This is a genomic window from Pseudonocardia nigra, assembly GCF_019396355.1.
In the GTDB taxonomy this organism is placed as follows: domain Bacteria; phylum Actinomycetota; class Actinomycetes; order Mycobacteriales; family Pseudonocardiaceae; genus Pseudonocardia; species Pseudonocardia nigra.
Genome location: NZ_JAHKRK010000021.1, coordinates 22,888 through 40,883 on the forward strand (window position 1 = coordinate 22,888; position 17,996 = coordinate 40,883).

Annotated in this window: 26 protein-coding genes; 14 read left to right on the top strand and 12 right to left on the bottom strand. The window is 72.2% G+C overall.

The features are described 5' to 3' along the window. Nucleotides 1–16 precede the first annotated feature (16 nt). The 11 genes from KME75_RS08185 to KME75_RS08235 all read left to right on the top strand — a co-directional run bounded on the left by KME75_RS08185 (nucleotide 17) and on the right by KME75_RS08235 (nucleotide 6,895). Nucleotides 17–247 (top strand): helix-turn-helix domain-containing protein, encoded by a 231-nt coding sequence (locus KME75_RS08185; RefSeq protein WP_219413926.1) that lies wholly within the window; start codon nucleotides 17–19, stop codon nucleotides 245–247. After that, a complete protein-coding gene (locus KME75_RS08190) occupies nucleotides 247–588 on the top strand; it encodes a hypothetical protein (RefSeq protein ID WP_219413927.1) in 342 nt (113 codons plus the stop codon). The genes KME75_RS08185 and KME75_RS08190 overlap by 1 nt, the downstream gene beginning before the upstream one ends. Further along, nucleotides 588–2,207: a hypothetical protein gene (locus KME75_RS08195; protein ID WP_219413928.1), complete on the top strand. Its 1,620-nt coding sequence runs from the start codon at nucleotides 588–590 to the stop codon at nucleotides 2,205–2,207. The genes KME75_RS08190 and KME75_RS08195 overlap by 1 nt, the downstream gene beginning before the upstream one ends. Further along, the gene (locus tag KME75_RS08200; protein WP_219413929.1) at nucleotides 2,204–3,376 is read left to right on the top strand and encodes an AAA family ATPase; all 1,173 of its coding nucleotides are present in this window, start codon (nucleotides 2,204–2,206) and stop codon (nucleotides 3,374–3,376) included. The genes KME75_RS08195 and KME75_RS08200 overlap by 4 nt, the downstream gene beginning before the upstream one ends. 315 nt (nucleotides 3,377–3,691) lie before the next feature. After that, nucleotides 3,692–4,069, top strand: a complete 378-nt coding sequence (locus KME75_RS08205; RefSeq protein ID WP_219413930.1) for a hypothetical protein — start codon at nucleotides 3,692–3,694, stop codon at nucleotides 4,067–4,069. Continuing rightward, a complete protein-coding gene (locus KME75_RS08210; RefSeq protein ID WP_219413931.1) occupies nucleotides 4,066–4,389 on the top strand; it encodes a WhiB family transcriptional regulator in 324 nt (107 codons plus the stop codon). Before KME75_RS08205 ends, KME75_RS08210 begins: the two co-directional genes overlap by 4 nt. A gap of 147 nt (nucleotides 4,390–4,536) precedes the next feature. Further along, nucleotides 4,537–4,905, top strand: coding sequence for an excisionase family DNA-binding protein (locus KME75_RS08215; protein WP_219413934.1), 369 nt, complete (start codon nucleotides 4,537–4,539; stop codon nucleotides 4,903–4,905). 64 nt (nucleotides 4,906–4,969) lie between these two features. Further along, nucleotides 4,970–5,539, top strand: coding sequence for an HK97 family phage prohead protease (locus tag KME75_RS08220; protein ID WP_308282648.1), 570 nt, complete (start codon nucleotides 4,970–4,972; stop codon nucleotides 5,537–5,539). Continuing rightward, nucleotides 5,539–5,772, top strand: coding sequence for a hypothetical protein (locus KME75_RS08225; protein WP_219413936.1), 234 nt, complete (start codon nucleotides 5,539–5,541; stop codon nucleotides 5,770–5,772). The genes KME75_RS08220 and KME75_RS08225 overlap by 1 nt, the downstream gene beginning before the upstream one ends. Beyond that, complete coding sequence (locus KME75_RS08230; RefSeq protein WP_219413937.1) at nucleotides 5,772–6,197, top strand: hypothetical protein; 426 nt, start codon at nucleotides 5,772–5,774, stop codon at nucleotides 6,195–6,197. Before KME75_RS08225 ends, KME75_RS08230 begins: the two co-directional genes overlap by 1 nt. Nucleotides 6,198–6,382: 185 nt before the next feature. Then, complete coding sequence (locus KME75_RS08235; protein WP_219413938.1) at nucleotides 6,383–6,895, top strand: hypothetical protein; 513 nt, start codon at nucleotides 6,383–6,385, stop codon at nucleotides 6,893–6,895. Nucleotides 6,896–7,080: 185 nt separating this feature from the next. On the opposite strand, the gene KME75_RS08240 is transcribed toward KME75_RS08235, so the two are convergent. The 10 genes from KME75_RS08240 to KME75_RS08285 all read right to left on the bottom strand — a co-directional run bounded on the left by KME75_RS08240 (nucleotide 7,081) and on the right by KME75_RS08285 (nucleotide 13,104). Continuing rightward, nucleotides 7,081–7,413: a hypothetical protein gene (locus KME75_RS08240; protein ID WP_219413939.1), complete on the bottom strand. Its 333-nt coding sequence runs from the start codon at nucleotides 7,411–7,413 to the stop codon at nucleotides 7,081–7,083. A 168-nt stretch (nucleotides 7,414–7,581) separates the two neighbouring features. Beyond that, nucleotides 7,582–7,767: a DUF4236 domain-containing protein gene (locus KME75_RS08245; RefSeq protein WP_219413940.1), complete on the bottom strand. Its 186-nt coding sequence runs from the start codon at nucleotides 7,765–7,767 to the stop codon at nucleotides 7,582–7,584. A 12-nt stretch (nucleotides 7,768–7,779) separates the two neighbouring features. Beyond that, entirely contained in the window at nucleotides 7,780–8,088 is a 309-nt protein-coding gene (locus tag KME75_RS08250; RefSeq protein WP_219413941.1) for a hypothetical protein, read from the bottom strand. 201 nt (nucleotides 8,089–8,289) lie between these two features. Next, the gene (locus tag KME75_RS45720; RefSeq protein ID WP_219413942.1) at nucleotides 8,290–10,521 is read right to left on the bottom strand and encodes an FtsK/SpoIIIE domain-containing protein; all 2,232 of its coding nucleotides are present in this window, start codon (nucleotides 10,519–10,521) and stop codon (nucleotides 8,290–8,292) included. A 71-nt stretch (nucleotides 10,522–10,592) separates the two neighbouring features. Then, nucleotides 10,593–10,784 (bottom strand): hypothetical protein, encoded by a 192-nt coding sequence (locus KME75_RS08260; protein ID WP_219413943.1) that lies wholly within the window; start codon nucleotides 10,782–10,784, stop codon nucleotides 10,593–10,595. After that, nucleotides 10,781–11,572, bottom strand: a complete 792-nt coding sequence (locus KME75_RS08265) for a DUF2637 domain-containing protein (RefSeq protein ID WP_219413944.1) — start codon at nucleotides 11,570–11,572, stop codon at nucleotides 10,781–10,783. Before KME75_RS08265 ends, KME75_RS08260 begins: the two co-directional genes overlap by 4 nt. Then, nucleotides 11,569–12,021 (bottom strand): hypothetical protein, encoded by a 453-nt coding sequence (locus tag KME75_RS08270; RefSeq protein WP_219413945.1) that lies wholly within the window; start codon nucleotides 12,019–12,021, stop codon nucleotides 11,569–11,571. Before KME75_RS08270 ends, KME75_RS08265 begins: the two co-directional genes overlap by 4 nt. After that, a complete protein-coding gene (locus KME75_RS08275) occupies nucleotides 12,018–12,197 on the bottom strand; it encodes a hypothetical protein (RefSeq protein ID WP_219413946.1) in 180 nt (59 codons plus the stop codon). Before KME75_RS08275 ends, KME75_RS08270 begins: the two co-directional genes overlap by 4 nt. Beyond that, nucleotides 12,197–12,772, bottom strand: a complete 576-nt coding sequence (locus tag KME75_RS08280; RefSeq protein ID WP_219413947.1) for a hypothetical protein — start codon at nucleotides 12,770–12,772, stop codon at nucleotides 12,197–12,199. Before KME75_RS08280 ends, KME75_RS08275 begins: the two co-directional genes overlap by 1 nt. After that, nucleotides 12,769–13,104 (bottom strand): hypothetical protein, encoded by a 336-nt coding sequence (locus tag KME75_RS08285; RefSeq protein ID WP_219413948.1) that lies wholly within the window; start codon nucleotides 13,102–13,104, stop codon nucleotides 12,769–12,771. The genes KME75_RS08280 and KME75_RS08285 overlap by 4 nt, the downstream gene beginning before the upstream one ends. 571 nt (nucleotides 13,105–13,675) lie before the next feature. On the opposite strand from KME75_RS08285, the gene KME75_RS08290 reads away from it, so the two are divergent. Next, nucleotides 13,676–14,839, top strand: a complete 1,164-nt coding sequence (locus tag KME75_RS08290; protein WP_246631707.1) for a hypothetical protein — start codon at nucleotides 13,676–13,678, stop codon at nucleotides 14,837–14,839. 212 nt (nucleotides 14,840–15,051) lie between these two features. On the opposite strand, the gene KME75_RS08295 is transcribed toward KME75_RS08290, so the two are convergent. Then, nucleotides 15,052–15,984: an MFS transporter gene (locus KME75_RS08295; protein ID WP_219413949.1), complete on the bottom strand. Its 933-nt coding sequence runs from the start codon at nucleotides 15,982–15,984 to the stop codon at nucleotides 15,052–15,054. 97 nt (nucleotides 15,985–16,081) lie between these two features. Here KME75_RS08295 and KME75_RS08300 point away from each other — a divergent pair, with 97 nt between their 5' ends. Next, the gene (locus KME75_RS08300; protein WP_219413950.1) at nucleotides 16,082–16,549 is read left to right on the top strand and encodes a helix-turn-helix domain-containing protein; all 468 of its coding nucleotides are present in this window, start codon (nucleotides 16,082–16,084) and stop codon (nucleotides 16,547–16,549) included. Then, entirely contained in the window at nucleotides 16,546–16,878 is a 333-nt protein-coding gene (locus KME75_RS08305; RefSeq protein ID WP_219413952.1) for a putative quinol monooxygenase, read from the top strand. Before KME75_RS08300 ends, KME75_RS08305 begins: the two co-directional genes overlap by 4 nt. Nucleotides 16,879–16,982: 104 nt before the next feature. On the opposite strand, the gene KME75_RS08310 is transcribed toward KME75_RS08305, so the two are convergent. Continuing rightward, entirely contained in the window at nucleotides 16,983–17,993 is a 1,011-nt protein-coding gene (locus KME75_RS08310; RefSeq protein ID WP_219413953.1) for a TerC family protein, read from the bottom strand. Nucleotides 17,994–17,996 lie beyond the last annotated feature (3 nt).

Consider the following 17,996-nt stretch of genomic DNA (forward strand, 5'->3'; position numbering starts at 1 on the left):
GACGACTCAAACTGCGATGACGGCGGCCGAGCTGCGGGCCCTGCCCGCCGCCGTTCCGCTCTGGCCCACGGCCGCGCGAGCACTGGGGCTCGGGCGGACCACCGCCTACAAGATGGTCCAGGCGGGCGAGTGGCCGACCCGGCTCCTACGGCTCGGCAACGCCTACCGCGTGCCCACCGCTGAGCTGCTCGCCCTGCTGGGGGTCGACGAGCAGCGCAGCGGCGACGAGCCGCAGGGCGCGGCCTGATGAACCCCCGAAACAGAGACGGCGGCCCGGGCCAGCCACAGCCCGGAACCGCCGCCACGAAGATCGCCGCCGCCGCCAAGCCGCAGGATCGGCGCCAGTCTACGGCCAGCACCGACAACGTGGTCGAGTTCGGCACCGAGCACCTGCCGTCGGGGGATGCTCAGTTCCCGCGCGTCGAGGTCGTCTGCAGGCGTTGCGGGTTCACGCACTTCCACATCAAATACGAGGTCGGCGCCTCGACGATCGTCCGCTCACCCGCGTGCGCCCGGCACACCAAGTACACCGTCGTGATCGTCAACGTGAAGCCCACTGCGGTCGAGCGCAGACGGGGGGCGGCGTGATGGCCACCTCGCTGCCCCGGACGCGGTTCCGGCTCCGCAACCCCGGCCGGCCCGGTGACCCCTGCCAGTACGAGGACACGGGCGGCTGCGGCTGCGAGCACCCCGACTGCGGCGGCTACACCTGCCACCGGCACGACGACTACGGGTGCGAGTGCGGGCGGCACGACCCCTGCCCGCTCTGCGGCGGCCTCACCGAGCTGGCCGCCATCTGCGGCGAGTGCGGCATCTGGTCCACCCGCCAGCAGTTCGAGGACCGCGGCGGCTGCTGCTCCCGCAGCGCCGTCGAGCACGGCAACCGGTGGCCCGGCGAGGGGCTCCGCCCCCACCCCGAGTACGGAGGGGTCGAGTGGGTGTGTGCGGCCCGCTGCGACGCCCAGGGTGACACGGCCGAGGTGCAGACCAGCCGCTACCTCGACGTCGTCCTCGGCGACCGCGAGGGCAAGGCCGCCATCGTGTTCGGCCGGAAGCCGTACCGCAACGGGGACAGCTACGCGCACCGCGACTGGCAGGAGCGGCTGTACGCCTGGCCGGCCGATCGGCAGAAGCTCACCGATGACGTGGCGCGCGAGCTCGCAGCCGGCAAGCCGGTCGACGTCCACATCTGCCCCGCGGTCCGCCAGCGCAACGCGAAAAGCCGCCGCAAGGGCGACGCCATCCCACCGCTGGTGCTGTGGGCCGACGGGGACGACGAGCCCCGCAACATCGGGCTGTACCGCCAGCTCGTTGCAGGAGGGTCCCTCGTCGTGTCCTCGGGCAGCGGGCGGCACTGGCACCTCTACCTGCCACTGACACGGCCGGTCGGCCTCGGCACGTTCGACCGGCTGAACGCCGCGCTCGCCAAGCAGCTCGGCGCCGACTCCAAGTGGGCCGACAACAGCCTGCTCCGCCTGCCGGGCACCTCGAACTGGAAGTCAACCGTGCCCGTCGAGGGCAAAGAGGCGGCGCCGGCCGCACCCGTCAGGATCATCAGCCACACGGCGGGTGTCCACGACCCCGACGTGCTCGCCGAGATCCTCGGCGTCGCCCGCACGGAGCCGGCCGCCGGCTCGACGGCGCCGGCTGTCGAGTACGAGCCGATCACCGCCGAGGACCCGCCCCAGGTCCTGCCCCAGCATGTCCAGTGGGCGCTGGCGCATGAGGACACCGCCGACCGGTCGGCGGCGTGCTGGCGGGTGCTCACCGCGTGCATCGACTCCGGGCTCACCAGCGGGCAGGCCGTGGCGGTGCTCGCCAAGTACCGGCCGGCCCGGCGGTACAAGACCCGCGAGCACCTGGAGGCCGACGTCGCCCGCGCCTACAGCAAGGTCACCCGGTCGGTGGCGGTCGACGAAGAGACGTGGCAAGCATTCCTCGCCACGTTCACCGAGGACCCATGCCCGTGGATGGCGACCAACCGGGCGCTGTGGCTGTCCCAGGCCATGCAGACCGACCGGCGCAAGGGATTCGCCCGGCACGCGATTCAGGCCTTCCTCGACGTGATCAGGGGCCGCTACAGCGCCCAGCGGGCCGTAGCGCTGCTGACCGCCGCCGCGCCGGCCGCAGGTGCCAGCGACGCCGACACCGTCCTGCGCTGGGCCCTGTCCAAAGCGATGACCAGGGCGGCGGAGGTGCAGGAGTGACCGCAGCCGAAGACCTGTTCGCGCAGCTCAAAGCTGCCAACGAGCAGGTCAGCGCAGCGCAGAACGACGAGGCGGAGGACGCCTCATCGTGGGAGCCGATCGACCTCGGCCCCTACCTGCGCGGCGAGATCACACGTCCCACACCGTCCCTGGGGGCCCACCGGATGAACGGACAACGGCTCCTCTACCCCGGGCTCGAACACTCGATCATCGGGGAGATGGAGGCCGGCAAGAGCTGGCTCGCGCTGATGTGCGTCGCCGAGGTCCTCAACGCCGGGAACCCGGTGCTCTACGTCCACTTCGAGGAGAGCGACCCCGCCGACACCGTCGAGCGGCTCCTCGCCATGGGGGTGGCGGCGTCCCGGATCTCCGCCAGCCTGTCGTTCGTCGGCCCGGCCGCGAGGATCACCCCCGACGTGATCTCCCGGCTGACGGAGGTGCCCCCCGTCCTCGTCGTCCTCGACGGCGTGAACGAGGCGATGTCGCTGCACGGGCAAGGCATCCGCGAGGAGGACGGCGCGGCGGCGTTCCGGCGCCGTCTGGTTAAGCCGTTCACCGCCGTCGGCGCCGCGGTGGTGTCGCTCGACCACGTCGTCAAGGACCCCGACCGCAACGGCCAGGGATACGCACTCGGGTCGATCCACAAGGGGAACGGTCTCAACGGGGCCCTGTTCCTACTGGAGAGCCGGGAGGCGTTCGGCGAAGGCCGCAAGGGCGCCTCCGACTTGTTCGTGACGAAGGACCGGCCCGGTCGGCTCCGCAAGGCGGGCAAGCCAACGAAGATCCCGCGCAAGTTCTACATGGGCACGATCATCCTCGACGCCTCCGAGGAGAGCCACTTCCCGCGCGTGATCAACGGCCGGGACTGGCAGCGGATCTCCTGCCTGTGGACCACACCCAAGGACGACGTCGCCGAGACGCAGGAGGAGCGCGACGACGAAGCGGCGGCGAAGGTCCGGACGAAGGTGCTCACGGCCGTGGCTCAGCTGGTGAGCGACGAGATCGCGGCGTCCCGAAACAAGATCGAAGCGAAGGTCAAGGGCCACCGGGCCGCAGACGTCCGCCGGGCGATTGACGCCCTCGTAGGCGACAGGCAGCTCGTCGAGGAGCGGACCGGCCGCGGGTGCGTCTACAGCATTCCACAGGAGGAAGGCACGGCGGATGAATGATCTTCTCGACCTCGTCCCACGACCTCGTCCCATGATCATTGTTGAAGATCGTCCACGACCTCGTCCCGCGACTTCGTCCCGGACCTCGTCCCCCTTAGGGAAGGGGGACGTGGGACGAGGTCCGTCCCGGGAGGCAACCACCTCGTCCGGGACGAGGTGGGACGAGGTCGGACGAGGTCGACAGATTCGACCCCCGCCGAGCGATCCAGGCCGCCTCCCCAGCCCGCCACGTCAGCCCCCCGGCTGTGGCCCATGCCCACCGGAGGACCCGGCGCCGCACCCGCCCCGCCCCATCGCCGCAGTCGGAAGGAACCCATGAGCACCGTCACCCAACAGCACATCGACCAGGCCGCCGACTACATCCGCCGCAACGGCCACGTCTCCTTCCCCGAGTTGCAGCGCTACGCCGAATCCGCCCTCGGCATGACCGCCAGCGGCGACTACAGCCTCGAAGCCGGGCCCAACCTGCTGCTGTGGCTCGGGATGAGCCAGGAGTTCGTCGACCTCATCCACGGCATCCAGGCCACCCGGCAGTTCGACCTCAACCCGACGTCACTGCTCGTCTACATGGTCGACGGCGGCGTGATGGATCTTCCGCTCGCCAAGCGGCCACCGCGAACCGGATACAAGACACCGCACTGGGCCCCGACTGTCCTGCACCCGAAGGCCGCCAGCAAAGCGTCGCGACGATGACCACCGCCGTCCGCCCCGACCTGCGGCTCGTCCCCGCCGCCCTCGCCCCGGCCCTCGACCGGCTCGACCTCGACGACGCAGCCTGCGCCGGCCAAGCACCCCTGCACGACGGCGAGATCGACGGCGAACTACCCACCACCCGCAACCAACGCCACCAAGCCGCCGCGCACCTGTGCGCCAACTGCCCCGCGCTCACCCGCTGCCGCGACCTGATCGCCACACTGCCGCGCGCCACCACCGGTGTGTGGGCCGGGCTGCTCCTCGACGGCCGCGGCACTCCACAACCCATCTCCCCAGGGCCGGAGGGGGTGAGGGTGTGACGGCCAGCAGGGGCCTGGTGACCCTCGCAGCCGCCCGCGAAAACTCTCCCCGAAGCCGAGGGGGCGATCTGCGACGCAAGGTCGGACGAACGCTGACCCCGCAGCCAGGGCCGCTTCTACACACGGCCCATCAGGAGAAAGTGGATCATGACCGACCCGCGTCTGCTCCTCGTCCAGATCGACGAGCCGTTGCGCCGATACCTGCTCACCGCGCTCGTCGCCGGGCGGCGTGAGCTGCGCCGCAACGGGGTGCACCCGCCGGTGGGGTTCGACCGGTTGACGGCCGCCCTGGCGGCCCGCACCGGCCAGGGGCAGCCGGAATTCGGTGATGGTGCCGCGGACGTCGAGGCTGCTCTCATGGATTACGACACCGCCGCCGCACGGCTGGCCGTCAGCCCACGCACCGTGCGCAGGCTCGTCGCGTCCGGGCGGTTGGAGGCCGTGCCGATCGGCCGCCGAAGGCTCATCCGCGCCTGCGACGTCGACCTGATGGCGGGGGCGCGCCGTGCCGGGTGATGAGCACAAGAGCCTGAGCCACGTCGAGATCAAGAACCAGGACCGCGGCGAAGTACAGGCAGTGGTGGCGACGCTAGGCGTGGTCGATAGCGACCAGGACGTGATTCTTCCGGGGGCCTTCACCGAGGGCGAGCCCGTCGTCGTATCTGCCTACGGGCATCAGAGCTGGAGTGGCGCGCTCCCCGTAGGCGCCGGAGAGATCCACACCCGGGGGGACGAGGCAATCTTCACCGGCCGGTTCTTCCTCGACACCACCGCGGGCAAGGACACCTTCGCCGTCGTCAAGGCGCTCGGCGCCGCGCAGGCTTGGTCGTTCGGGTTTGACGTGGTCGACGAGCAGCACGGCGAGCACTCCGGCCAGCGGGTGCGCTTCCTCAAGCGGCTCCGCACCTACGAAGTGTCACCTGTGCTCCGCGGGGCCGGAGTCGGGGTGCGCACCCTCGCCGTCAAGGCAGCCGAGGACCCGGTCGAGGCCGTGGTCCGGGAGTTCGCCCGGTTCGTCGAGATCGGTCTCGCCCAGGACCTCGCGCGGGAGTTGGCCGAGATCAAGCACCGGGTCGAACTGGCCGACCAGCGCGACCGCGACCGCCGCGACCTGCTCGATATTCGCAACCACCTGCACCGGAGGAACTGATGGACGACCACAACGACATGCTCGACGAGCTCATGGACGCCACCGAGCTGGCCGAACTGAACGCGGAGATCGCCGACGTACTCACGCAGGTGTCCGCGGTCGTCGACCGCGCCCAGGCGGTCAAGAAACTGAACCGGAACCACCGGATCGGCCGCCGACCCGCCGAGCTCATGCGGTGGATGCTCGAGGACCTGGAGGCCACGGCCGCCGTGCTCGAAGGCAAGGCCGCCTGATGCCGACACGCCGCAAGCCGCCCGCGACGGTGGCCGCCGACTCACCGTGCGTCCACTGGTGCCCGGCCTGCCGTGCCCGCGCAGCCGGCGTCGGCCCCGGCCCCTACACCCCCAGCGAGTTCCAGGTCCTCGCGGTCGAGCAGCCACCCAACCCGGTCGCCACGCACCCCGACGTGATCGCTACCGCAGCCGCACGCGACGAGGCACGAGCCGTGTTCGACGTGGTTGATGTGGTGTGGCAGGACGCGCTGCGCGCGCACCGCCAGGCGGACGAGCAGGCCGAGCGGCGACGGCTGTCCGAGGCCGAGGCACAGGCCGCCGAGCGCCGTGCCGCAGCGTGGCAGCGCGTCGTGGACGCCAACGTCGCCCACCACGCCGCCGCGAGACGCGCCGCCACCGAACTGGAACCGAGCACCCGCCCATGAACTCGACCCCGCCGCGACCGGTAAGCACCCCCGCCTGCCCCCGCTCTCCGTGGCAGAGCCGGTGCGCACCTCGCGGCGGGGTCGACCCCACCCCGGGGTGGTCAGGCGACGTGGCCGAGGACCCTAGGTGACCCCGCCCTGTCCTCAGATCCGTCCGCGCGACCCGAACCGATCGAGAGGTGATCATGAACCGGGATGACCCGCCGCCTGGCCTGCAGGACGCGGGCCGGGCCCTGTGGCGCGACCTGCTCGACGCGTTCCAGCTCGCCGAGCACGAGCGCCGCATCCTCCTCGAGTGCTGCCGCACCGCCGACAGTCTCGACCAGCTCGCCGAGGTCGTGGCGAGCGAGGGGGTGATGGAACCGGGTACGGGGCGCGTGCACCCTGCCCTGGTCGAGCAGCGGCAGCAGCGGGCGATCCTGGCGAAGCTCGTCGCGTCCTTGCGTGTCCCTGACGATTCCGACGAGCGGCCCCAGCGGCGCGGCGCGGCGCGCCCCCCTCAGGTCGTCGCCATGAGGCGCCGCCCCGCCGACGCGGACACGGCGCCCATCCCCGTGGTGACCGCGCTGCGTGCCGCGGTGCAGGAGCGGATGCGGTCGCTCGGCGGGGCGCCGCCCAAGCCGGTGGTGCCCGCCGTGGTGGTCGAGCGGGCGCGCCAGCAGCGCCCGGACCTGTTCCGGCCGGCGGCGCCCCGGTAGGGGCCCGTCTGGCGCGCAGCGTCAACGCCGGCTCCGCGGGCCTTCGGCTGGCCGGCGGGGCAGCTAAGGGCGGCACCGCTGTCTGGCAGCTCCTCTTCCTGCTGGGCGCCGTACCTGCGTGAGCGCGTCGGACATGACGAAGCCCCCGCCCTGATCCAGGGTGGGGGGCTTCGTTGTCGGGGCTGTCAGGCGGCGGGGGCCTTCCTGCTGCGATGTGCGCGTAGCCGGCAGTCGGGGCCGCAGTATCGGGCGTCTGCTCGGCCGGCGACGGGTCGTGTGCAGTCCTCGCGGGCGCAGACGCGATCCAGCCCGCTTTGCAACGCCTCTAGCCGTTGCCGGAGCTTGCGGATCGCCGCCTCCCCCTTGCGAAGCTCGCCGATCAGCGGTGCCAGCTGCCGCGGGGTGAGGGTCCGCAGCTGTTCGCTGTGCAGCCCTTGCGCAGCGATGTCCGCGGCCTGGGCGCTGTGGGCGATCGATCGGATGCCGGTCTCGACGGCGCCGGGCTGCCTCTTAGCCATGAAACGACTGTACCCGTTGCAATTGCCGGTGGTCGATCAGCGCCGGCGGCGGCCGTCGACCAGCGGGTGAACTACGCCCCCGCCCCCCTCGTGCGGATCGGCCCTCGACAGCACAACGCCCCGCAGGCAAGGGGATGCCTGCGGGGCGTTCGTTCGTGCTTGGGGCGGTCAGCGACGTCTGCGGCCGCCGAAGGTCACGCCGCCCGGCCCGGGGGTGTCGAGGGTGTGACGGCCGGTCTTGGCGTTCCAAGTCCAGGAGCCGAGCTTGAGCCCCCAGCTGGAGAACCCGCGCTGAGTGAAGTGGAAGCGCAGCGGGCCGAGTCGGATGGTCTTGCGGGCGCGGAAGGTGGGCATCAGGGGGGTCTCCTATCGGTCTTCGGTCAGGGCCCGCTCGACGTCGTCGAGGCTGAGGCCGTAGCCGGCTTGGTGATCGCCTACGGCGATGGTGTTGGCGGCGGGGTCCACGAGCATGTAGGTGCCGTAGTCGATCGCTCGGGGGTCGCGGCGGCGGCTCTTCTCCAGCCGCAGTCTCTGCCGGGCGGCCATGCGGCGGAGGCGGTTCTCTCGGACCTTGTCGGACTCGGCGGGCTTCTGCTGCTCGCGGATCACCTTCTCTCGCACCTCGGGGTCCTTCCACGCTTCACGGATTGCTTTGACCTTGCGGCTCTGACTCATGCTGGAAACTATACCCGAAGAGATGCCACAAGTGATTCTGGAAGAAATGTTGGGCGTCGGGGACCTGAGCCAGCGGCGCCGGCTCCCCCGGGGTGCGCGGGCCCGACCTGCGGGAACAGGTGTCGGTGCACCGGCGGCCACCCAGCTCAGGTTGTGGTGTTTGTGCTGGTCAGAGACTTGATCGGGTACCTGTGTGGCGGCTCAGGTCTGGCGGCGCTCGCTCAGGTCGATCACCTCGCCGTCCGGGTCCTCGTCGGCGGTCGCGGCCACGTCGATCCACTCGCGCTTGATGCCGTAGCCCTCACGCTTGAGCGTGGTCGAGTAGACCGTGCCGCGCTTCACCCCGGCCGTCTTGAGCATCGCGCCCAGGGCGGCGTTGTCGAGGTGCGCCCAGGTCTCGGACCGCAGCCCGGCGAGCGCCTCGCGGAGTTCGTCGAGCAGCATCGCCCTCGAGGTGCCGAACACCTGGCGGCAGTCGTCGAGGAGGTCGACCTGCGCGGCTTCCTCGGCGGCCTCCTCGCCCGCAGCCTGCCCGGTGAGCCGTCCGGCGGCTTCCCGGATCGCGCGCGCGGCCGCGGCGATGCTCTCGGACTTCACGTTGTCCAGGCCGGCGACGCTGCGCACGATCTGCGGCCGGTCACCGTCGGCGCGGAGCCACATCAGGCCCTTGTCGTCGATGTCGAATGCGGTGGCGTCGATCCCGCGGGAGTAGGCGCCGGTGCCGAGCACCTGGTCATTTGTCGTGTGGTCGAACAGTTTCAGCGCGGCCCGGATGGCGGCGTTGGTGCCGATCTGGCGCGGGATCGTCTCCTCGCACACGTTCTGTGTGGCCAGGACGGTGATGAACCCGAGCGCCGGCCCGCGCTTGGCGAGGTCGGTGACGATGGCGACGATCTCGTCGCGGATCGCCTTGTGCGCCTTGCTGGCCTTCTCGCCGTACCCAAAATAGGCCTGCGTCTCGTCCATGCCGATCACCCACGGCGCGAGGTCGCGGTACTTGTCGGCCAACGCCGAGGTGACCTTCGACTCGGGGCACTCCTCGCGGGGCAGCTCCCGGATGAACTTGGCGCGACGGCGCATCTCCGCGCGCAGTTCTCGCAGGAACGGCAGCACCCGCTCCTCAACCTCCTCGGGCTCGTCCCCGACGGAGTAGAAGTGCGCGAACAGCCTGGTCGGGGCGAGGTCCCCGGTGCCCTTGCCGTCGAGGCTGACGACCTTGGTGCGCGGGTCCAGGCCGCCGACGAGCAGCAGCTGACGCAGCAGGAACGTCTTGCCCATGCGCGGCTGCGCACCGATCACGACGGCGGAGTAGGCGAGCGTGAAGCTGACCCATTCGCCGCGCTGATCGGTGGCCTGCGGCTGCGCCCGGAAGATGTCGACCTCGCGGCCCTCGGCGAGCGGCCACGGCTTCTGCCGCTGCGCCACGAGCGGCTCGTCGCAGACGTAGAGCGACAGGTGCGCGGCGTGGCGCCGCCCGACCGAGGGCCAAACGCACCCGAGCTCGCGCTTCAACGCGGCAGCGAGACGTTCCCGGCGTTCCACGATCGACGCCGCGGTCACCCCGCCGGGCAGCTCGAGGTCGACCTGCACGCCGGGGCCGTGCCGGTGCACGTCGTTGAGCATGCGGATGGTGTCGGGGTCGCGCAGCCCACCGATCCCGAGCGAGCACAGCGCCTCGCGCACCATCGGCGCCCGCAGCGGGATCACGATGCCGGGGCCGACGGCCTCGGGTCGGGTGGCGAGTGGCTTCCCACGGGTGCGCCCCACCCACCCGAGCGTGAGCACGAGCGCCGCGCCGGCCACCCACACCGCCCACACCGGCGGGTGCGGGATGCGCTCGAGCAGCAGGGGCAGGAACCGCCACACGGCGACGCCCACGCCGACGGCGGCGACGATCTCCCACGGGCTCTTACCGGGGATCACCTTGATCGTCCAGAGCATGACGGCGGCCCCGACGATGGCGGACAGCGCGTAGGGGTAGGTCCAGGCCAGGATCGGGCCGACCACGGCCAGCGCGCCGGTGGCGAACACGAGGCCGCGGGCGTGCAGGTTCGCCTTGCGCACCGCGTGCACTCGGGTGTACTCGGGTGTCTCGGTGTTCGCGGCGTGCTGGTGGCGGACCTGCGCCGAATCCTGGTCGTACACCCACCGGGCGAGCGCTGCAGTCACCCTCGCCAGGCCGCGGGGGGAGTAGAGCACCAGCAGCCCCAGCAGTCCGGGCAGGTAGAAGACCCACTTGATTGCGCGGTAGGCGTTGCGCCGGGCGAGGTTGCGCGAGGTGCTGCGGAAGGTCTCGCGGTCGCGCAGCCATTCGGGCCGGATCGGGGCGGAAGTGTCGACCACCGGCGTCGGTGGCTGGTCGGGCTTCACCAGCGACAGCGGTGTCTTGGGGGGCGCCTCGACGGGCGCCGGGTCGTGCGGTTCGATCGTCACGGATTCCACTCCTTGCTAGTGGGATCAAGGCCCCGGCCGGTCGTGAGGTGACCGCGTCGGGGCCGCCAACATCAGCGGTGGGTGTGACCGAGGTGGTCGCGCCAGTCCGGCGAGTGCTCGACGCGCTGGCGGCACTCGGGGCAGCGCCGTGGTGGGGCGGATGCCCGCCGTCGCGCCCGCCGCACCGTCGTCCGCCCACCGGAGCGGACGTGCCGGAACGCGTCGAACAACTCGCGGATGAACTCGATCACCTTGTGAATCACTTGACCCTCCTCACGGGTCGGGGAACGGGGACTTGCGCCCGCAGCCGGTCCGCCCGCGACGACCCGACCGACCAGGCGCGCATCACGGCCGCCCGGCTGGGCACCTTGCGCTCGTCGGCGGCCCGCTCGCGTAGCCACGCGACCACCTCGTCGTCGGTGGGGCTGGACCGGTCCGCGCCCCGCGCGGCCTGCGGGTTCTCGTCGGGCGTGTGCCCGTGGATTAGCCCTACAGCAACAGGAGGGCTATTCGGCGCTGGCCCGGTCGGACCGGTGGGCGTAGCGACCGTCTCAACGGGCCCTGTGGTGACGTCTGCGGCCCGTTCGTCGGCGGCTGGGGTGACCGGTACCCCACGCGCGGGCAGGGCGGGCGCCGGGCCGGGCCGCTCGACCACCTCGACCGGGCGGGACCGGGTCACGAGCACGAGCAGATGCACGGTCGCCCCGACCACCGCCGGCGGGATGGTGCCCACCGCCACGGCCACCCACCACGGCGGCACCACCGCGTGGGCGTGCATGCCGAGCTGGCCGGCGTTCCCGGCGACGGTGACCGCGATCAGGCACCACGTCATGCCGGCGGCGAACCGGGCCGCCTCCCGCGCCACCCCGCGCCCACCCAGCCACGTCGCGCACGACACGGCCGCCCCCGCGTCGACGGCGATCGGCAGGAGCCACGCGAAGTGCCCAGGGATCCGCACGGCGAGCGCGAGGCCGCGGAGCGCGTCAAACGACAGCACCGCGGCCGCGGCCAGGACAACGGCCAGACCGCCGAGGGTCAAGTACCGGTTCATCCCCGGCACCCCCCGCAGTGCAAGCCGGCGCACGTGGCCGCCCCACCGCCGAGGAACAGCAGCCCGACGAGCGCGAGCGGCCACCAGGTGGCGACCCACGCCGTGACCGCGGCGACCGCACCGGTCAGCCGCAGGCTGACGGCGGCGACGATGGCCAGGGCGATCAGCACGACGGCGGCGACGACGGCGAGCACTCCGGCGGCCGGGCCGGCCACCCGCGGGCGCGCCTGCCGCGCCTCGTCGGCCCGCACCCGGGCAGCAATGCCCCGTACCTCGTCGCAGGTGAACCCGCCGTGCGCGGCCGCGTCCCGCTTCCCACACCGGCACCACGCGGGCGAGCGCGGAACCCGGGCCGGCGGGTGCGCGAGCGGGCGCGGCATCGGGAGACCGTCGACGTGGACGACGTCACCGTCGACGACGAGTACCGGCTCGTGTTCGGTGGTGGTCATCGCGCACCGCCCCGGGCCAGCCGGCGCACGGCCCGCACCAGCGCCACCGACGCCAGCACGGCGCCCGGTACGGCCAGCACGAACGGCTCCGGCGCGGTGAACGCCGCCAGCGCGAGCACCAGCCCGACGGAGGCCAGCGTGAAGGTGGTGAGGTCGGCGGAGTGGTGCTCACACATCAGGAGCGCTCCTCGTCGTCGAGGACGGCGCGCAGGCTCGCCTCGAGCAGGTCGGTGGTGGTGTTGGCGACGATGTGCCGCTGCAGGCCGGCCACCAGCTCGGCGCGGGGCAGGTCCATCGCCTCGGCGACCTGGCCGAGCGTGGCGCCGTAGCGCACCGCGTCGGCCGCGTTGGTCCACTGCCCGTCACGCAGCTGTCGGATGAGCGCGACCGAGAGCTCCAGCGCGTCCAGTGCGGCTGCCCGCAGCACGTCGTGTGACCGAGGCTCCCCGATCCCGTGCTCGGCGTTGACCAGCAGCGCGACCGCGTACTCGTGGCCGGCCAGCAGCTCGCGCGCCGGGGTGAAGGTGTAGTCGCTCATCGGGCCGGTCCTCTCGTCGTCGTGGGTCGGGTGCACGTACCGGGCCCACCGGCAGCGGTCGCACCACGGCAGGTCAGCGTGGGTGTCGGGGTCGAAGTCGGGGTCGAACTCGCCGCACGGTTCCGCCGACGCGGTGCCGCAGCCGCAGGCGACGCCGAAGGGGCAGTGGTTGTAGCCGTAGCGGGCAGCGGGGGTGTGCTCGATGCCGTTCACCGGGTCACCTGCTCGAGCTGCTCCGCGACGGTGACGAGCGCGGCCGCCAACAACCTGGCGTCGGTTGCGGTCAAGTCGGTGCCGAGGGTGCGGCGGCTGCCGTCGAGGTTGTCCGATGCCAGGTCCAGCAGGTCCAGCCGGGCCAGGGTGCGTCCCGTGTGCGGGAAGGGGCCGCCGCCGTCGAGCCGGGCGAGGCCGGTGGTGACGAGGTAGTCGTCGGCGGCGACCTTCCAGCTCATGGGCGAGGAGCGGTGGTCGACGTTGTCGCGGTCTGTGGTGCAACACCGCGGGTCGCAGAAACCGGGGTGGTGCAGGTTGTGGTTGATACTCACGGGACGATCAGCTCCTTGGTAGCTGGTCTAGGGCCCGGCCGGCGCTTCCATCGCCGCGTCCGGGCCCGCCTACTTCATGGCGCGATGAGGTAGTTCGATCAGCCGGGAGGACCGCGTGCATGTGCGCGGTGTGTGCACGCACGGACAGCGCCCCGCCGGATCGGGGCGTCACCGACCGGCATCCGATAGCGCGTCTGAGCTGCGGAAACCCGCTGCGGCGACATCACTCGTCACCGCCCGACACGTTCTCGGGGGAACTCTTAGTCAGCGGGTTGGGGGTTCGATTCCCTCGCGGCGCACCACCTGCCAACTGGCGGTTCTCCGGGTCACGGGGAGCCGCCAGTTGTGTTTTCCGGACTTCTGACGAAAGCGCGCCCGGGCCGGGGAACTCGCCCGCGCCACCGCCCGTCGTCGACGGCCGAGATCGACCTCAGCGGGGTCCTGGCCGCTCTGCAACCCGCCTCACGTCGACCTCGCCCGCACCCGGCTGATCCGCGGCTGCCACGCGGACCGGCCTCGCGCCGAGCCGCCGGTGTCAGGGAGTATCGACATGTCACCCGGGGGGAGATCAATGGTTGCCGTCGAGGTCGCGCCGTCGGCCCGTCAGGTCCCCGCGGATCGCCGGGCGCGGGTCCACGCGCTGGCGCCCGCGGTGGTCTACCTGGCCGTGCGGGCGATCGGGCTGGTGGTGCTCGCCTGGATGGCCGGCTCCGACCTGATCCATGAGCTGAGCAGCTGGGACGGAGCGTGGCTGCTCGCCATCGCCGGATCGGGCTACGCCGGGGTGCCCGCCGACATGCTGGACGCCTTCGGGTCGCGCACGCCGGAGACCCCGCTCGGCTTCTTCCCCGGCTATCCGTGGCTGGTCGGCGCGATCGGCCTGCTCACCGGCGCGAACCTCGTTGCGGCCGGGCTCGTCGTGTCGGCGGCCGCGGGCGTCGCCGCCGCCTACGGGCTCACCCGGATCGGCGAGCTCGTGCCCGGTGGCTCCCGGCGGGCCGGGCTGCTGCTCACCGCGCTGTTCGCGGCCACGCCGATGGGCGTCGTGCTGTCGATGACCTACACCGAAGCCCTCTTCTGCGCCCTCGCCGCGTGGGCGCTGGTCGGCGTGCTGCGGTCGCAGTGGCTGCTGGCCGGCGCCTGTGCCGCCGGTGCGGGCCTGGTGCGCCCCACCGCCACCGCGCTCGTCGCCGCGGTGGGGCTCGCCGCGCTGACCGCGGTGGTCTCCCGCCGGGACGGCTGGCGGCCCTGGGCCGGTGGCCTGCTCGCCGCGGGCGGCGTCCTGGGGTACCTGGGCTACGTCGCGCTCCGCACCGGCGCGCTCGACGGCTGGTTCCGCATCCAGCGCGAAGGCTGGGGCTGGTACTTCGACGGCGGGGCGGCGACCACCCGCTACGCCACCACCGTGCTCAGCTCCGGCGAACGCGTCTTCGACGTCCTCACCGTCCTCTCGCTCGTCGCGAGCCTCGCGCTCCTGGGCGTCGCCGTGTCCATGCGCCTGCCGTGGCCGCTGCTCGTGTACGGCGCGGTCACGCTGCTCACCGTCCTGGGCACCGAGGGGCTCATGAACGCGAAGCCGCGACTGCTGGTGCCCGCGTTCGTGCTCCTGCTGCCCGTCGCGCTGGGGCTCGCCCGGCGCCGCACCGGCACCGCCGTGGTCGTCACCGCCGGAGCCGCCCTCGCCTCCGCCTGGTTCGGCGGCTACGCGCTCACGATCTGGCCCTACGGCATCTGACGGCACCACCCACGCCGTGACGGCCGCGCCGAGCAGGGCGAGCAGCGCGGCCGCGTTGACGGCCACTGCGAGGCCCGCCAGCTGCGCCACCACCGGGCCGAGCACGGCTCCGGCCAGCGTCACGGCCGCCTCGACGATCCCGAACACCGCCGCGACCCGGCCGAGCGCCGCGCCGGGCACGGTGCGTTGCACCACGGTCAGCGGCGCGCCGATCACCACGGAGCCGAACACGCCGACGCGACCGCCGCCACGAGCGCCAGGGGCATCACGACGGCGTTGACCAGCACCGCGAACGCCGCTGCCGTCGCGGCCTGGGCGCAGGCCAGCAGGGGACGCACCGCGACCCGGTCGACGAGGACGCGCAGCAGCGGCGCCCCGAGCAGGAACCCCACGCCGAGCGCGGACAGGAGCGTGCCGACCGCGGTGGGCCCGCCGAGGTTCCGCACCCCGAGCGGCACGAGCAGCGCGGTGAGCGCGGCGTTGGCGAGCAGGAAGCCCGCGGTGGCCGGGACCAGGGCACGAACCACGGGGTGGCCGCGCAGGACCCGCAGCCCGTCGGCGAACCCCGGGCGGGCTGGCCCGCCCGGCGGACGTCCGCGTCTCGCTGTGAGCGCAACGGCGAGCGCTGCGAGCAGGTAGGACCCCACGTCCACGGCGACCAGGACGGGAAAGCCGGCGAGCGTGAGAAGCACGGCCCCGAGCGGGCCGCCGACCAGCTGCACGACGCCGCCGGTCACGGCGCCGAGTGCGTTGGCGCTGCTGAGCAGCGCGCCGGTGCCGACCACGGCCGGGATGTGTGCCTGCATCGCGGGCCGCGCCACCACCGTGGCGGCGCTCTCCACCAGTACCGCGACGTGGACGACCCACGGTGCGGCGTCTGCGGCGAAGAGCACCGCGACGGCGGCCGCGCGCGCCAGGTCGGTGCCGATCAGCAGCGTGCGGCGGTCGAAGCGGTCGGCCAGCGTCCCCGCGACCGGTCCGAGCAGCAGGAACGGCAGGTACTCCGCCGCGAGCACGAGCCCGGTGGCGAGGAGCGACCCGGTCGTCGCCAGCACGTGCGCCGGCACCGCCACCACGAGCAACGACGACCCGAGCGCGCTCACCGTCCGCGCGATCCACAGCAGGCGGAAGTCGGGCACCTGCATCGCCAGGAACGTCGGTTCTCCCCGAACTTATCCTCACAGAACACATTCTGATGAGACATAGCTACCAGAAGAGTTCCTGTGGAGATAGAGTGCGCGGGTGCAGACACTCGGCCCCCGCCTGCGCGCCCTCCGCGCCGCCGCCGGGCGGACCGTCGCGTCGGTCGCTGCCGACGCCGGCCTCTCCGTGCCCTACATCGCGAATCTCGAGAACGGGCGCGGCAACCCCACACTCGGCGCGCTCGACCGGCTCGCGCGTGCACTCGGCACCGAGCTGTCGATCGCCCTGGGCCCGCACGACGGGGAACGGGCGAGCGAGCCGCCGTCGTCCCTGGTGCGCCTGGCCCGCACCGAGCGCTTCCGCCGCCTGACGGCCGAGCTCGCAGGCCCGGACCGGGATGCGGGCGAGGTCTCCGTCGCGCTGGTGGACCTGCTGGGGCGCGTGGGACCGGCGCTGGGTCGTGAGCCCGCGGACGCCGACTGGTGGCGCCTGCTCGACGCCTTGCTCCTCGTCGCCCTGCACCCGGCCCGGCCCACCGGTGATGATCCGGCTACGGTCGAGCGATGACACCCGAGGGGGACACCGGACGCATCGGGCGGTACGTGCGCATGGTCGCGCAGCCCGGGCAGGGCGCAGCGCTGGCCGACATCCTCCTGCGGGTGGCCGCGGGCCTGCGGGACGCGCCGGGCTGCGAGATGTACGTCATCAACGCGTCGGCCGACGAGCCCGACACGGTGTGGGTCACCGAGATCTGGACGGACGCGGCCGCGGCGGACCAGGCGCTGTCCAGCGACCTCGGCGACGTCGGCATCGGCGAGGTCCTGGCCCTGCTCGCCGGCCCGCCCGAGCTGGTGGAACTGCGCCCGCTCGGCGGCGCGGGCCTGCCCACCCCCTGAACCCGAGCGCAAACGGGCGACTCGCGTGTCAGGAACGGGCGACTCGCGCACGTTCCCGCGAGTCGCCGGTTTTGCGCCCCTGAGTTGCCCCGTTCCGGACGGGGTCAGCCCTCGCGCGACTCCTCGGCCGCCGGCTTGTGCGCCTTGAGCGATCCGGCGTGCGCCTTGGCGCTCGGGTCGTTGCGGGTCTTGATCAGGCTGGCCACGGTGACCACGACCAGCACCACGATGATCACACCGAGGCTGACCGGGGTGGAGATCTCCGGGACGCTCTCGCTGATGTCCACGTGCAGCCAGTGCAGCACGAGCTTGACGCCGATGAAGCCGAGGATGATCGCCAGGCCGGTGGACAGGTAGACCAGCCGGTCCAGCAGGCCCTTGACCAGGAAGAACAGCGCCCGCAGGCCGAGCAGGGCGAACGCGTTGGCCACGAAGACGATGTAGGGCTCGTCGGTGACCCCGAACACCGCGGGGATCGAGTCGAGCGCGAACAGCAGGTCGATCCCGCCGATCGCGATGAGGACGATGAGCAGCGGGGTGACCATCCGGCGGCTGTCGACGCGGGTGAAGAGCTTGCCGCCCACGTACTCGTCGGTGACGGGCAGGACGCGCCGCGCGGTGCGCACGACGGGGTTGTCCTCGACGTCCGGGTCCTCGTCGCGGTGGCGGAACAGCTGCACGGCCGTGTAGAGCAGCAGCAGCCCGAAGATCAGGAACATGAACGAGAACAGCGACAGCAGTGTGGCGCCGACGGCGATGAAGATCGCGCGCATGATCAGCGCCAGGATGATGCCGAACGTCAGCACCTTGTGCTGGTGTTCCTCGGGTACCGCGAACGTCGTCATGATGATCACGAAGACGAACAGGTTGTCGACCGAGAGGCTCTTCTCGACGATGTAACCGGCGAAGTACTGGGTGCCGAAGTCGCCACCGTAGGCGATCCCGAACCAGATGCCGAAGGCCACCGCGACGAGGATGTAGAAGACCGACCACGCCGTGGCCTCGCGGAACCCGACCCGATGTGGGCGCACGGCCCCAAACACGAGGTCCAGCGCGAGCAGGGCGATGATCAGCCCGATCGTCACGACCCAGGTGAGCCCGCTGATCTCCAGCACTCC